Origin of the sequence: Pseudomonas sp. MAG002Y (assembly GCF_019400845.1) — a bacterium.
GTDB lineage: Bacteria > Pseudomonadota > Gammaproteobacteria > Pseudomonadales > Pseudomonadaceae > Chryseomonas > Chryseomonas luteola.
The window spans coordinates 183,132-196,765 of sequence record NZ_WOEJ01000011.1 but is presented as its reverse complement, the minus strand read 5'-3'; the positions used below and the strand labels follow the sequence as shown (position 1 = coordinate 196,765).

Annotated in this window: 10 protein-coding genes; 7 read left to right on the top strand and 3 right to left on the bottom strand. The window is 57.3% G+C overall.

Going from position 1 to position 13,634, the window contains the following annotated elements; translation table 11 throughout:
- Both GM154_RS16895 and GM154_RS16890 read left to right on the top strand, forming a co-directional pair.
- Positions 1–629: methyl-accepting chemotaxis protein (locus GM154_RS16895; protein ID WP_258019877.1), on the top strand; the 629-nt coding region annotated here is incomplete at its 5' end.
- A gap of 157 nt (positions 630–786) precedes the next feature.
- Positions 787–1,095 carry a hypothetical protein gene (locus tag GM154_RS16890; protein ID WP_010797451.1) on the top strand — a complete coding sequence of 103 codons (309 nt, stop codon included), beginning with the start codon at positions 787–789 and terminating at the stop codon, positions 1,093–1,095.
- 3 nt (positions 1,096–1,098) lie between these two features.
- On the opposite strand, the gene GM154_RS16885 is transcribed toward GM154_RS16890, so the two are convergent.
- Positions 1,099–1,338: a hypothetical protein gene (locus GM154_RS16885; protein WP_010797452.1), complete on the bottom strand. Its 240-nt coding sequence runs from the start codon at positions 1,336–1,338 to the stop codon at positions 1,099–1,101.
- 141 nt (positions 1,339–1,479) lie between these two features.
- Between GM154_RS16885 and dinB the strand changes: the two genes are divergently transcribed.
- Positions 1,480–2,541: a DNA polymerase IV gene (gene dinB / locus GM154_RS16880; protein WP_010797453.1), complete on the top strand. Its 1,062-nt coding sequence runs from the start codon at positions 1,480–1,482 to the stop codon at positions 2,539–2,541.
- Here the strand turns inward: dinB and GM154_RS16875 are convergent.
- Together GM154_RS16875 and GM154_RS16870 are read right to left on the bottom strand one after the other, a co-directional pair.
- Positions 2,524–4,779: a bifunctional diguanylate cyclase/phosphodiesterase gene (locus GM154_RS16875; protein ID WP_219652858.1), complete on the bottom strand. Its 2,256-nt coding sequence runs from the start codon at positions 4,777–4,779 to the stop codon at positions 2,524–2,526. The two genes, dinB and GM154_RS16875, sit on opposite strands and share 18 nt — an antisense overlap.
- Before the next feature lie 176 nt (positions 4,780–4,955).
- Positions 4,956–7,724, bottom strand: a complete 2,769-nt coding sequence (locus GM154_RS16870) for an ATP-binding protein (RefSeq protein WP_219652857.1) — start codon at positions 7,722–7,724, stop codon at positions 4,956–4,958.
- Between the two features lie 271 nt (positions 7,725–7,995).
- Here GM154_RS16870 and cysM point away from each other — a divergent pair, with 271 nt between their 5' ends.
- The 4 genes from cysM (at position 7,996) to mazG (ending at position 13,626) form a co-directional block, all read left to right on the top strand.
- On the top strand, positions 7,996–8,895 hold the full coding sequence (gene cysM, locus GM154_RS16865; protein WP_219652856.1) for a cysteine synthase CysM: 900 nt from the start codon (positions 7,996–7,998) through the stop codon (positions 8,893–8,895).
- A 26-nt stretch (positions 8,896–8,921) separates the two neighbouring features.
- The gene (rlmD, locus tag GM154_RS16860) at positions 8,922–10,268 is read left to right on the top strand and encodes a 23S rRNA (uracil(1939)-C(5))-methyltransferase RlmD (RefSeq protein WP_219652855.1); all 1,347 of its coding nucleotides are present in this window, start codon (positions 8,922–8,924) and stop codon (positions 10,266–10,268) included.
- Positions 10,269–10,462: 194 nt separating this feature from the next.
- On the top strand, positions 10,463–12,706 hold the full coding sequence (relA, locus tag GM154_RS16855; protein ID WP_219652854.1) for a GTP diphosphokinase: 2,244 nt from the start codon (positions 10,463–10,465) through the stop codon (positions 12,704–12,706).
- An 86-nt stretch (positions 12,707–12,792) separates the two neighbouring features.
- Positions 12,793–13,626 (top strand): nucleoside triphosphate pyrophosphohydrolase, encoded by an 834-nt coding sequence (mazG, locus tag GM154_RS16850; RefSeq protein WP_074827801.1) that lies wholly within the window; start codon positions 12,793–12,795, stop codon positions 13,624–13,626.
- The last annotated feature ends 8 nt before the right edge of the window (positions 13,627–13,634 follow it).

Sequence of the window (13,634 nt, the reverse complement as noted above, 5' to 3'; positions counted from 1 at the left end):
CCGAGGAGGGTCGCCGCGTACTGGGCCAGACCCTGACGGCGATGGAAACCCTGTCCGCCAACATCAGCGCCTCCTGCGGCCGTATTGATGAGCTGAACCAGAAGACCACCCGCATCGGACATATCCTGGAAGTGATCCAGGGCATTTCCGAGCAGACCAACCTGCTGGCGCTCAATGCTGCGATCGAAGCTGCACGGGCAGGCGATGCCGGGCGTGGTTTTGCGGTGGTAGCGGACGAGGTGCGTGGTCTGGCACATCGTACCCAGAGTTCGGCCCGAGAGATCCAGAGCATGATTCAGGAGCTGCAAACCGGGGCGGGCGAAGCGGTTTCCACCATGACCGAAAGTCAACGCTTCAGCGAGGACAGCATGACCATCGCGCAAAAGGCCAACGAGCGGTTGGGCTCGGTAGCCGAGCGCATTACCGATATCGATGGCATGACCCAGTCGGTGGCGGCCGCTACGGAAGAGCAGAGCGCGGTGGTGGAGTCGCTTAATGTCGACATTACCGAGATCAACTCGCTCAACCAGCAGGGCGTGGAAAACCTGAACGCAACCCTGGGCGCTTGCCATGCCCTGGAACAACAGGCCAATCGCCTCGATCAGCTCGTTTCAAGTTTCAGAATCTAACGATAGAGAGGCGGGCAGGTTTCCTTGCCTGTCTCTCGTTATTGCGATGCCTCGATTATCGGGGCGCTGCTATTTATATGTGCCGATTCAAACCGTTCATGGTCTTAGCTTTCAAGACGCTCTATGCCGCTACATTCATCTATTCGAGAGGCTGACCATGTACCTGATCCAATTGCTGCTGCCCCTTTATGACAACGATGGCCGCGACCTCCCTAAAACGCTATTTAGTGAGGTGCGCAATGAGCTTGTTGAAAAGTTTGGCGGGTTGACGGCATTCAGCCAGGCTCCGGCGAAAGGACTATGGCAGGAAGACGAAAGCCATACGGTACGGGATGAATTGATCATTTATGAGGTGATGGCCGACGCGCTGGAGCAGGTGTGGTGGCAGCAGTACCGGGCCTCGCTCGAGACCCGGTTTCGTCAGGAGACGGTGGTAGTCAGGGCCCACACTATCAGCCTATTGTAAGGTTTATTTATCCAGCTTTTTCTCGACCTCGTCCAGCTTACGGTTCAACTCACCGACCTGACTGTCCAGCTCCTTATTCGATACCGGGGTGATGACCTTGTCGATGGTATGCGTGCCAGGCTCAGGACTTTCCAGATCGCTTACCGCCTCTTCGGGTAGCTTGCGCTGTGCATGAGCTTCGTCGCGTTTAGCGACCTGATCATGGTCATGGGACTTGTCGAGTTTATCCGTACGATCAGTCATGGCGGCTCCTGGTTATCGTAATGTTCTAGAATTCCGAGTGTCGCGAGGCCGCTAAAGTTTCGGAGAACCGCTGGGTGGGTAAGGGCGTATAGCGCATAATACAGGCGCAGCGGTGTTAGCGAGCCTGTCGAGCATGAGGGTATGACGCAGAGAAAAATCATCCATATCGATTGCGACTGTTTTTATGCCGCCGTCGAGATGCGTGACGACCCTCGCCTGGTAGGCCGGCCAATCGCCGTCGGTGGTACTCCCGATCGGCGTGGTGTGGTCGCAACCTGCAATTATGAGGCGCGTGCATACGGGGTGCGTTCGGCAATGGCCTCCCATCAAGCCCAGCGGCTGTGCCCCGACATCATCTTTGTGCGCCCGCGCTTTGATGTCTACAAGGCGGTATCGCGTCAGATCCATACGATATTTCGTGATTTTACCGATTTGATCGAACCGCTTTCCCTGGATGAGGCCTATCTCGACGTTTCGGACAGTCCGCATTTTTCCGGCAGTGCAACCCGAATTGCGCAGGAGATTCGCCGACGTGTGTGGGAAGAACTTCATATCACTGTTTCAGCTGGTGTGGCGCCAAACAAGTTTCTGGCCAAGATTGCGAGCGACTGGCGCAAGCCGAACGGGCTGTTTGTTATTACCCCACCGGAAGTGGCCGCGTTTGTGGCTACGTTGCCTGTTGCCCGGTTGCATGGCGTAGGCAAGGTGACGGCTGAAAAGCTGACTCGCCTGGGGATCGAGCGGTGCGAGCAGTTGCTGGAGTGGGGACGCCTTGCATTGATCAAGGAGTTTGGTCTGTTTGGCGAGCGGCTGTGGAATCTGGCTCAGGGAATTGACGAACGATCAGTCCAGGTGGATAGTCGACGTCAGTCGGTCAGTGTTGAAAATACTTTCGAGCATGACCTGCCTGATCTGGCCGCCTGTACGGCCCAGCTGCCTGCTTTGCTTGAAGAGCTGGCCGGGCGGCTTGGCCGACTGGATACCCATTACCGGCCGGAAAAACCTTTCGTCAAGGTCAAGTTTCACGACTTTACCCAAACCACCCTTGAGCAGGCCGGGGCTGGGCGGGATATCGATAGTTATCGACGGCTTCTGACCCAGGCCTTCATGCGGGGAGGCAAGCCGGTTCGCCTGTTGGGCGTAGGGGTAAGACTGATCGATTTGCGGGAGGGCGCCCGCCAATTGTCACTCTTTGAAGAGTAACCCGGGCGCCAGATACCGCTCGGTCAACGTGGACGCATCGACCGGACGGGAGAACAGGTAACCCTGGTAGAGATCGCATCCCAGGCTATCCAGGAGCGCCAGTTGTTCATTGGTTTCCACCCCTTCGGCAACGACTTTCAGATCCATCAGGCGCGCCAGGGCGATCAAGGTCTTGATCAGCGTTTCCTGGCGCTCGCTGCCAGGAACGTCAGCCAGGAAGGAGCGGTCAATCTTCAAGCTCGAAATAGGCAAGTGGGTCAGGCGGCTGAGTGACGAATAGCCAGTGCCAAAGTCATCCATGGTGAGTCGATAGCCGCTGGTTTCGAGGGTCTTGAGGTTGGTCAGCGTGGTTTCGTTTTCATGAAGCAGGCTGCTTTCAGTGATTTCGATTTCCAGGTCATGAGGGGTCAGCCCGTATCGTTGCAGGCAGCCGGAAAACTTTTCGGCCAGACCTTCCGTTGCGACTTCCTGAGCGGACAGATTAACTGCCACCAGTGGTGCGGTACCCAGGTCGCGTTTCCAGCGTGCAATCTGGGCACATGCCATATCGCGAACATAGGCGTCCAGCGTATGGATCAGTCCACTTTCCTCAGCTATGGCGACAAACTGATCGGGTGGAACGGGGCGGCCGTTGGGGTCCGTCCAGCGTACCAGTGCTTCCACACTGTGAAGGTTGCCTTGAGCATCGACCCGAGGTTGATAGTGAAGAAAAAGGGCGTGGGTTTCGATGGCCTTTCTCAGTTCCAGCAACAGCTCGGTTCGCTCGAACGTGCGCTGCGCCAGGTTGGAGTCATAGGTGGGTAGAAGCGTATCGCCATGGGGATTCTTGAGCGCATGACTGCTACGCTCGATCAACTGCAGCGCATTGGTCGCATCCTGAGGATAGAACGCGGTTCCAAGATCAGGCGCCACATCAATAAGATGTCGGTCGATCTGCAAATGCGGAGGTAGGCTGCTCTTGAGTTCATGTAGCCGATCAAGGCCGATTTCGATGCTGTCCAGCTCGGTGAGAACCACCAGAAACGTGGCGCCCTTGAGGCGAGCTACCAGATTCTTTCGTGGCAAGCGACTCAGGTGGTGCGCAAAGGCTTGCAGGTACTGATCGCCGACATCCAGGCCATACTTGGTATTGATGTAAGTCAGGTGAGGAAGGCGAATGGTCAGCGCGGCCAGTGGCTTCGAGCCCGCCTGGCCAATTGCCTGCTCCAGTCGCTTGATGGCGCCGCTGCGGTTCAGTACGCCTACCAGCGGGTCCAGAATGCTCAGGCGCTCGGAGTTACGCAGTTCGCTTTGCAAAGCATGCAGATGGGTAATGTCACGCAGTTTTACCAGTACATTCTGATTGGATGTCGGCTGACTGATACGAAGATTGAGCCAGCGAGGTTTAGTTCTACCCTGGACCTGCCATTCCTGTAGGGAGTCGTCCGGAACCAGTTTGACCGGCTCACCTTGTTCATTGCGTACTAGATTGCCCAAATAAACCTGACTCTCGATTACCCGCGCTGGTAGCCCCAGCAAGGCAGCCGCTTCGTCATTGAGTTTGAGGATCAGTCCATCGCTTCGGCAGAGCAGAAATGCGCCCAGGTGGGAAAACACTTCATTGTAGAGTTGCTGGCTGTATTGCAGCGCCTGATTGAGCTGATGCTGGCGTCGCTGCGCATTGGCCAAGGTGGTTATGAGACGAGCAATGGCAAGCGGAATACACACGTTGAACAGCATGAACAGAAGCAAATGCAGGTAGTTGCGCGTGTAGCTCAACGACAGGTTGATGCCAAACAGATGAGGTATGGGGGTGTCGCTCAACAACAGGTAAAGAGGCAGCAAATTGGCGACGCACAGCACCAGATAAACGCGCCAGTTGAAAAAGATCAGCGCCAGCAGCGGTGTGGCATAAATAATAAGGATGCCAGCCTTGGCTTGCTTGTAGTCGACGAAGAACAGGCTACACAAACCGAGTGCGTATAGGACGAAGATCAAGACCGTACCGCTAAGCCGATAGGAGCGTGATCTGAAAGCGAAGAGGCTGAAGAAGGCGCCAAGAAAGACGGCTTCCATTATCAGAACGTAAGGGCGACCAGCCTCTAGTGCCTGATAGGTACAGTGGATGAAAATAAGGGCAACCAGCACGATACTGCTGAGTGCCAGTACCCGCAGCGTGCTGGTTTTCCAGATAAAGTCAGGTGTTGGGGTTTGTCTGGATTCATCCAACAATAAAAAACGTCGGAGCCGATGAATCACTATAGATAGCCTGTCTGACAGTTAAGCGGCGGCGAATATCGCATACCGGATTTAAGGTGTCACGATAATGGCGCCACAGAATGAACGCCGTTTATCGAAAAGATAGCTGCCTACTATATAGTGTTTACAAAGGAGTGAAACCTTGAATACTGAGTTGGCCTATTGGCATCACTCCGTTAAATAGGTGTTTTGGACATGGTCGAAAGCTGCACGATAGCGGCATCAAGCTCGTCCAGAATGGGCGATGAAGTAGGGGCGCCTTGTTTGAGCAATGTCTCGCTCTGATAGCACGCGGCTCGTAACTGAGGAACTCCACAGTAGCGGGTTGCGCCATGCAGGCGGTGGATCCGCTCGATTAGGCCGATGCGGTCACCATTCTCTCGGGCCGAGCGGATGGCTTGCCGGTCAGCTGCCAGCGAGGCGAGCAGCATGGTCAACAGGTCACTGGCCAGATCGGCCTTGCCTGCGGCCAGCCGCAGCCCTTCGTCTTCATCCAATATGGCCAGATTGGCAATGTTTGCCCCGGAAGAGGACAGCGGGCTCATCTCCTGAGTATCGTTTTGCTGAAGGCGCAGACCAGTCCATTTGAGCACCACCTGGGCAAGCTGCCGATCACTGATGGGCTTCGTTAAGTAATCATCCATGCCTGCCTGAAGCAGGGCCCGCTTCTCGTTGGACATGGCGTGGGCAGTCAATGCCACGATAGGTACCGGCGGATGTTCGCTTTCCACCTCCCAGGCGCGAATCGCTTCAGTGGCCTGTCGGCCATTCATGCCAGGCATCTGTACGTCCATGAAGATAAGGTCGTAGCGCTCCCTCTGCGCCGCTTCGACAGCGGCATAACCACTGTCGACACCCGTGACCTCAGCGCCAAGGTCGGTAAGAAGCGTTTCGACCAGCAGCAGGTTGGCGGGGTTATCGTCAACACAGAGCAGGCGAGGTGCGCGGTCAATTCGGGTATGGGCAGTATTCTCAGGACGAGTCGGCCGCTGATTGAGCAACTCACCGACGGCTCGTTCCAGTTTACGGCTGCAGGCGGGCTTGGCCTGCAATTGGCAATGCACATCTGGTAAGGCTGCATGGAACACGGACTGATCGGTCGTGGGGCAGAAGATCAGCGAGTTACAGTCCAGCCGCTCAAGCTGCCAGACGCGCTCAGTCAGTAGATCAGGTGGCAGGATGCTGGAGCTTACCCCTAGCACGGCCAGCGTGATGGCGGCCTCGCTTTTCCGCTGCCTGGAAACGGCTTCCGTCAGCTGCTCAAGCGTCTCGAACTCGACCACCTCCAAACCGCAATCCTCCAGCTGATGGCGTAGCGATTGGCGTGTCAGCTCGTGTGGTTCCACAAGGCCTACGCGGCGGCCGGCAAAGGCCAGTCGGCGATGGGTTTCCAGCGGATTGCGCGATTTGGGCAAGTTTATGGTGATCCAGAACTCGGATCCTTCCTCGGGCTCGCTCTCCAGTCCAATTTCGCCGCCCATTTGCTCGACGAGACGTTTGGAGATGACCAGACCCAGGCCGGTGCCCCCCGCCTGTCGGGAGAGTGAATTGTCTGCCTGGGTAAAGGCCTGGAAAAGCATGTCCCGATCTTGCTCGGAGAGACCAATGCCTGAGTCCTGAACACTGATCCGTAGCTGGGCATGGTCATCGTCTTCATCTTCCACCATCGCGCGGACAGCAATAGTGCCTTCGTGAGTGAACTTGATGGCGTTGCTGACCAGGTTGGTCAACACTTGGCGCAGGCGCTGGGGGTCGCCTACCAGATGGACCGGAGTGTCACGGTAGATCAGGCTGACCAGTTCCAGCTGCTTTTCATGCGCAGCTGGTGCCAGAATGGTCATGGTGTCCTGAATCATATCGCGCAGATTGAAGGGAATACTTTCCAGAACCAGCTTGCCGGCTTCGATCTTGGAGAAGTCCAGGATCTCATTGATGATGCCCAGCAGGCTTTCAGCAGAGTTCTGAATAGTGCCGAGATAATCTTGCTGCCGGGGCGTCAGCTCGCTTTTTTGCAGCAGATTGGTAAAGCCGATGATGCCATTGAGGGGCGTTCTGATCTCATGACTCATGTTGGCCAGGAATTCGGACTTGATCCGACTGGCTTCCAGGGCTTCCTTGCGGGCGAGGTCCAGCTCGATGTTCTGGATTTCGATGGTTTCCAGGTTTTGCCGCACATCTTCCGTGGCCTGGTCGATGTTGTTCTGCATTTCCTCCTGGGCGTTCTGCATGGCTTCGGCCATACGGTTGATCCCGTCCGCTAGGGTATCCAGCTCGTAACTGCCAAGGTCTTTGGGCAGGCGGGTTTCCAGCTGACCGTCCTTGAGATGACCCACGCCATCGCTGATGATGCGCAGGGGATGATTGATGCTGCGACCGATACGGACAGCTACCACGGCTGTCAGGCAGAGACCGAAGATGATCAAAAGGAGGCTGATCACCAGATTGCGGTAGCCGCGCAGGAGGGTGGCGTGGTGAGACAGCTCGATATCGATCCAGCCCAGCAGGTGCGAGCTGGGCATGTTGACCTCACCGGTAATGAGCTTGAGATGCCGGGCCTGAACGGGTAGATGGAAGTGTGTGACATCCAGACCGCTGCGCAGGCTGGCGGTCTCGCCATCGTCGTTACGAATAGCGATTGTCATACGAGGGCCGGCATGGGCCAGGATTTTCTGGTCGGCACTGATGAACTCGACAGCCCGTACATCGGCCTGATCAAGTACATCCTGGGCAATGCGCTGGAGCAGGACCCGGTCATCCCGAAGCAGGGCAGGCGCGGCCAGCGGTCCAAGCTGTTCGGCGATCAGTTGGCCGCGCTCTTCTAGCACCGTCCGCATGTCGGATAGCTGAACCCAGCTGAAGTAACCGCCCAGCACCATCGCCATGACACACGTCGGTAGCAGGCTCAGCAGCAGGATGCGGCCCTTGATTCCCAACTCGTTCAGCACTTACCCGTCTCCAGAGCAACAATGGGGGAAGTGTAAAACAGTTGTTTCGATTGCCGGGACGATTTTGTGGCGGATGGTCGCTAAACGGTTCTCCGCGGGAGTAAACAGGCCGAAAATGCTGGAGTCGTGGTGTCAGCTCACGGCCAGAGGCTGCGGAAAAGACGACCTGATATCGCCTTTATTCATCCCGTGCATCATGGGATTAGGGAACGCCCCTCATTTGCCGGTATCATAGAGGCCTATTCAAAGGCAGCGGAACCGAGCGAATTCCATGAGCGTGCAGTATCCGACCATTGCCGACTGCGTCGGCAATACACCGCTGGTGCGTTTGCAGCGCCTGCCCGGTGATACATCCAATACCCTGCTGGTCAAGCTGGAAGGCAACAATCCGGCCGGATCGGTAAAGGATCGGCCAGCCCTTTCGATGATCACGCGTGCCGAGTTGCGCGGTGATATCCAGCCGGGCGATACACTGATCGAGGCGACCTCGGGCAATACGGGCATTGCCCTGGCGATGGCTGCAGCCATCAAGGGTTATCGCATGGTTCTGATCATGCCGGATAACTCCAGCGCTGAGCGCAAGGCGGCCATGACGGCTTATGGCGCCGAGTTGATCCTGGTCAGTCGCGAAGAAGGCATGGAGGGTGCGCGTGATCTGGCGACCCGTATGCAGGCCGAGGGCAAGGGCAAGGTGCTGGATCAGTTCGGCAATGGGGACAACCCTTCTGCCCACTACAGCTCGACCGGCCCTGAAATCTGGCAGCAGACCGGCGGTAGCATCACGCACTTCGTCAGTTCCATGGGTACGACCGGTACCATCATGGGCGTGTCGCGCTACCTGAAGGAGCAGAATCCTGAGGTGCAGATCGTCGGACTGCAGCCGAGCGAAGGTGCCGCCATTCCCGGTATTCGCCGGTGGCCGCAGGAGTACCTGCCAAAGATTTTCGATGCCACGCGTGTGGATCGTATCGTCGACATGAGCCAGGAAGAGGCAGAAGACGTGATGCGCCGTCTGGCCCGGGAAGAGGGTATTTTCTGCGGCGTATCGTCGGGTGGTTCCGTAGCGGCTGCGCTGCGTATTTCCAAAGAAGTTGAGAATGCAGTCATCGTGGCGATCATTTGTGATCGTGGTGACCGTTATCTTTCTACTGGTGTTTATGATCCGCGTTAAACGCGGGTTTGATTCAAGAGAACAGTATGCGTGCAAAAGGGCTGCGTTTTCAGCCGAGCGGCGGTAGCCGGGCCTCGTCGGTTCCGGTCGGCAAGAAACAGCGCCTGACCATTGAGAAGATGGCCAATGATGGCCGGGGTATCGCCTATCTCGAAGGTCGGACCTGGTTCGTTTCGGGTGCCTTGTCATCGGAAACGGTTGAGGCACGTGTGTTGTCTGCCAAAAGCCAGGTGGTTGAGGCGCGTGTGGAGCGGGTGCTTGAGCCTAGTGGCGAACGACGCCTGCCTTCGTGTGCCATGGCCGGTCGTTGCGGTGGCTGCACCTTGCAGCATATTCCGCATGAGGCTCAACTGGCCCTCAAGCAGCGTACGCTGGCCGAGCAACTACAGCGATTTGCCGGCGTGACGCCCAATGAATGGGCTGCGCCACTGCATGGCCCAGAGTTGGGCTATCGGCGTCGTGCACGCATCGCGGTGCGCTGGGATGCCAAGGCTCGCCGCCTGGATGTTGGATTTCGGGCGCTTGCCAGCCAGGATATCGTTCCGCTGGAGGCCTGTGGTGTGCTGGTCGAGCCATTGCAGCCTATTGCCAGGGCGCTACCGGCTTTACTTGTCGGGTTGGAGCAGCCGCAAGCCATTGGTCACGTCGAGCTGTTTCAAGGGACGGCCTGCGCCATGCTGGTGCGTGTCACGCGTCTGCTCTCGCCGCGTGACAGCGATCATCTGCGCTATTTCTGCACGGAGCACTCGGTTCAACTCTGGTGGCAGGCCGAAGGTGAGCCGTATCCCGACGAGCCCGAGGCAGCACTTAGCTACCGACTGGAGCCATGGAACCTGACGATTGCTTACCGTCCGGGTGATTTCGTACAGGTCAATGCATCGGTTAACGAGGCGATGATTGCACAGGCGCTTGACTGGCTTGCGCCGGAGCCGAATGAGCGGGTGCTCGATCTGTTTTGCGGACTTGGCAATTTCGCCCTGCCATTGGCGCAGCGTGTGCATGCCGTGGTTGGCGTAGAAGGCGTTTCCGTCATGGCGGAGCGCGCGAGTGAAAATGCCCGGGCCAATGGCCTGGATAACGCGCACTTTTTCCAGGCAGACCTGTCGAAGCCGCTTATCGATGCGCCATGGTTTGGCCAGACCTTTTCATCCGTATTGCTGGACCCGCCACGTGATGGCGCGTTGGCCGTAGTGCAGCAGATGAAGCAACTGGGTGCACAGCGTGTGCTCTATGTGTCCTGTAATCCCGCTACATTGGCACGGGATGCAGGCGAACTGGTTCGTCAGGGGTATGTTCCTGTGCGGGCTGGAATCCTGGACATGTTCCCGCAGACGGCGCATGTCGAGGCGATGGTTTTGTTTGTAGCGAGGTAGGGGCAGGTCTAGCGAAAAGTAATGAATGAGGGTGAGTCCGGTGTGACTGTATTCGGGACTGTAATGGCCTTTTACATTCCGATCACTCGCAGATCACCTGAATACGTGTTTTTTCGTTTAGCCTGAACCTCGCGTAATCGGCCAGTTGATGGCTGGACTTAAACGGCGCAATAAATAGCGCCGAGGAACGTAAGATGGTACAGGTCAGAGCGCATCAACCCGTCAATAATGATGGCAGCATCAACATCGAGGCATGGCTCGATCACGTCCAGAGCATGGACCCGAACTTCGAGCGTCAGGCCTTGCTGGAAGCATGCGAATTCGCTCGTGCGGCCGAAGCAGAGGCTGCACCCTCCGAACACTTGTGGGCTCCGGGTACCTCCAGTTTTCAGACGGGGCTGGAGATGGCGGAGATCCTGGCAGATCTCAAACTGGATCAGGATTCCCTTGTCGCCGCGCTGATCTACCGCGCCGTACGCGAAGGCAAGGCGAGCCTGGAAGAAGCTGGCAAGCGTTTCGGCCCGGTTGTGGCCAAGCTGATTGAAGGCGTGCTGCGCATGGCGGCGATCAGCGCCAGTCTCAATCCGCGGCAATCAATGGTGCTGGGCACCCAGGCCCAGGTGGATAACCTGCGCCGCATGCTGGTAGCCATGGTGGACGATGTCCGCGTGGCTTTGATCAAGCTTTCCGAGCGTACCTGTGCGATCCGGGCGGTCAAAAACGCCACGGATGAACGCCGCAACCGCGTCGCGCGTGAAGTGTTCGATATTTATGCACCGTTGGCGCATCGCCTCGGAATCGGTCACATCAAATGGGAGCTGGAGGATTTGTCCTTCCGCTACCTGGAGCCGATTCAGTACAAGCAGATCGCCACGTTGCTGCACGAGCGCCGGCTCGATCGCGAGCAGTACATTGCCGATGTCATGCAGCAGCTCAAGCAGGAGTTGGCTGCGACGGGTGTCAAGGCGGATATCAGCGGTCGTGCGAAGCATATCTACTCGATCTGGCGAAAAATGCAGAAAAAAGGTCTGGATTTCAGCCAGATCTACGACGTTCGTGCGGTTCGTGTGCTTGTTCCTGAAATCCGCGACTGTTATACCGCCCTGGGGATCGTCCACACCTTGTGGCGCCATATTCCCAAGGAATTTGACGACTATATTGCCAACCCCAAGGAAAACGGCTACCGCTCGTTGCATACGGCGGTGATCGGCCCTGAAGGCAAGGTGCTTGAGGTGCAGATCCGTACTCATGCCATGCATGAAGAGGCGGAGCTGGGGGTGTGCGCTCATTGGCGTTACAAGGGGACGGATGTCAAATCGGCATCCAGCCATTACGAAGAGAAAATCTCCTGGCTCCGGCAGGTGCTGGAATGGCACGAGGAGCTGGGTGATATCGGTGGCCTGGCCGAGCAGCTGCGGGTAGATATCGAACCTGACCGGGTCTATGTGTTTACACCGGATGGGCATGCCATCGATTTGCCCAAGGGCGCTACTCCACTCGATTTCGCCTATCGTGTGCACACTGAAATCGGGCATAACTGTCGGGGCGCCAAGATTAATGGCCGCATCGTGCCGCTCAATTACACGCTGCAGACAGGTGAGCAGGTAGAAATCATTACCGGCAAGCAGGGTTCACCCAGTCGTGACTGGCTCAACCCGAACCTGGGCTATGTAATGACCTCGCGTGCCCGGGCCAAGATCGTTCACTGGTTCAAGTTCCAGGCCCGTGATCAGAATGTGGCTGCCGGGAAGGCCATGATCGAGAGAGAGTTGCTTCGTCTGGCGCTACCGCCGGTGGACTACAACACGCTCGCCGAAAAGGTCAATTACAAGAATGCAGAGGATATGCAGGCTGCCCTGGGAGCAGGTGACCTGCGTCTTGCCCATGTCATGCATGCGGCTCAGCAGCTGGTCGAGCCAGAGAAGGAGACCGATCCACTTGATCTCCTGCAGCGCAAGCCGTCTCCGCACAAGTCGGGCAAGCGGGGCGATGTACAGATCAATGGTGTGGGTAATCTGCTGACTCAGATTGCCGGCTGCTGCCAACCGGTGCCGGGTGATCCCATTGTCGGCTACATCACGCTGGGCCGTGGCGTCACCATTCACCGTCAGGATTGCCAGAATGCGCTGCAGCTTTCCAGCCGTGAGCCCGAGCGTATCATTCAGGTCAGCTGGGGGCCGGTGCCTGTCCAAACCTATCCGGTGGATATCCTGGTCAAGGCCTACGACCGCCCGGGGCTGCTGCGTGACGTCTCGCAAGTGCTGCTCAACGAGCGCATCAACGTCTTGGCAGTCAACACGCGTTCCAACAAGGAAGAGAACACGGCCAACATGTTGCTTACCATCGAGATTCCAGGGCTGGACGCGTTGGGGAGGCTCCTGGGACGTGTCTCCCAGCTGCCCAACATCATAGAGGCCCGTCGTAATCGTGCCACCTGAGCCCCGCCGGAGCCGTGTATGACCATGAAAGGGTGAGCGTAAGCTCGCCCTTTTTATTGACCGTATTTCGATTGTAAGGACGACCTATGTATAGCCTCGACGATCTGCTTCATCTCATGGCCCGACTGCGTGATCCGCAGCATGGGTGTCCTTGGGATCTCAAACAGACCTACGCCAGCATCATCCCGCACACGCTCGAGGAGGCTTACGAGGTGGCCGATGCCATCGAGCAGGGCGACTATGCGCAGCTGCGTGATGAGTTGGGGGATCTGCTGTTTCAGATCGTCTACTACAGTCAGCTAGCCAAGGAAGAACACCGGTTCCTGTTTGCAGACGTCGTAGACAGCATTACCCGCAAGCTCGTGCGGCGCCACCCGCATATATTCCCCGACGGCGATCTCTATGGCCCTCTGGATCAGCCCCGTCTGAGTGAAGAAGCCATCAAGCAGCGCTGGGAGGAAATCAAGGCGCAAGAGCGTGCCGAAAAGGCCGAGGCGCCAGAGCAGCTCTCTCTGCTGGATGACGTTCCTGCTGTGCTGCCAGCGCTGTCTCGTGCGGCCAAGCTACAGAAGCGTGCAGCTGGAGTAGGTTTTGACTGGCCGGCCGCAGAACCCATCATCGACAAGCTGCACGAAGAGCTGAACGAAGTTATCGAGGCCATGGCCGAGCAGGATCATGAGCACATTACCGAGGAGGTTGGCGATCTGCTCTTTGTAGTGACCAACCTGGCCCGCCATCTCAAGGTCGATCCGGAAAATGCCTTGCGCGGTGCCAACAGCAAGTTCGAGCGGCGCTTCCGCTTTATCGAGCAGGCGTTGCGCGAGCAGGGTAAGCGTCCGGAAGCATGTGAGCTGGAAGAGCTGGATGCGTTATGGGATGCTGCCAAGGCGAAGGAACGAGCGGCCAAAGCGCCCCGTTAAGCGCTTTG

Coding starts and splice junctions, on each gene's coding strand:
- GM154_RS16890 (WP_010797451.1), top strand. CDS start 787: ATGTACCTGATCCAATTGCTGCTGCCCCTTTATGACAACGATGGCCGC.
- GM154_RS16885 (WP_010797452.1), bottom strand. CDS start 1,338: ATGACTGATCGTACGGATAAACTCGACAAGTCCCATGACCATGATCAG.
- dinB (WP_010797453.1), top strand. CDS start 1,480: ATGACGCAGAGAAAAATCATCCATATCGATTGCGACTGTTTTTATGCC.
- cysM (WP_219652856.1), top strand. CDS start 7,996: ATGAGCGTGCAGTATCCGACCATTGCCGACTGCGTCGGCAATACACCG.
- rlmD (WP_219652855.1), top strand. CDS start 8,922: ATGCGTGCAAAAGGGCTGCGTTTTCAGCCGAGCGGCGGTAGCCGGGCC.
- relA (WP_219652854.1), top strand. CDS start 10,463: ATGGTACAGGTCAGAGCGCATCAACCCGTCAATAATGATGGCAGCATC.
- mazG (WP_074827801.1), top strand. CDS start 12,793: ATGTATAGCCTCGACGATCTGCTTCATCTCATGGCCCGACTGCGTGAT.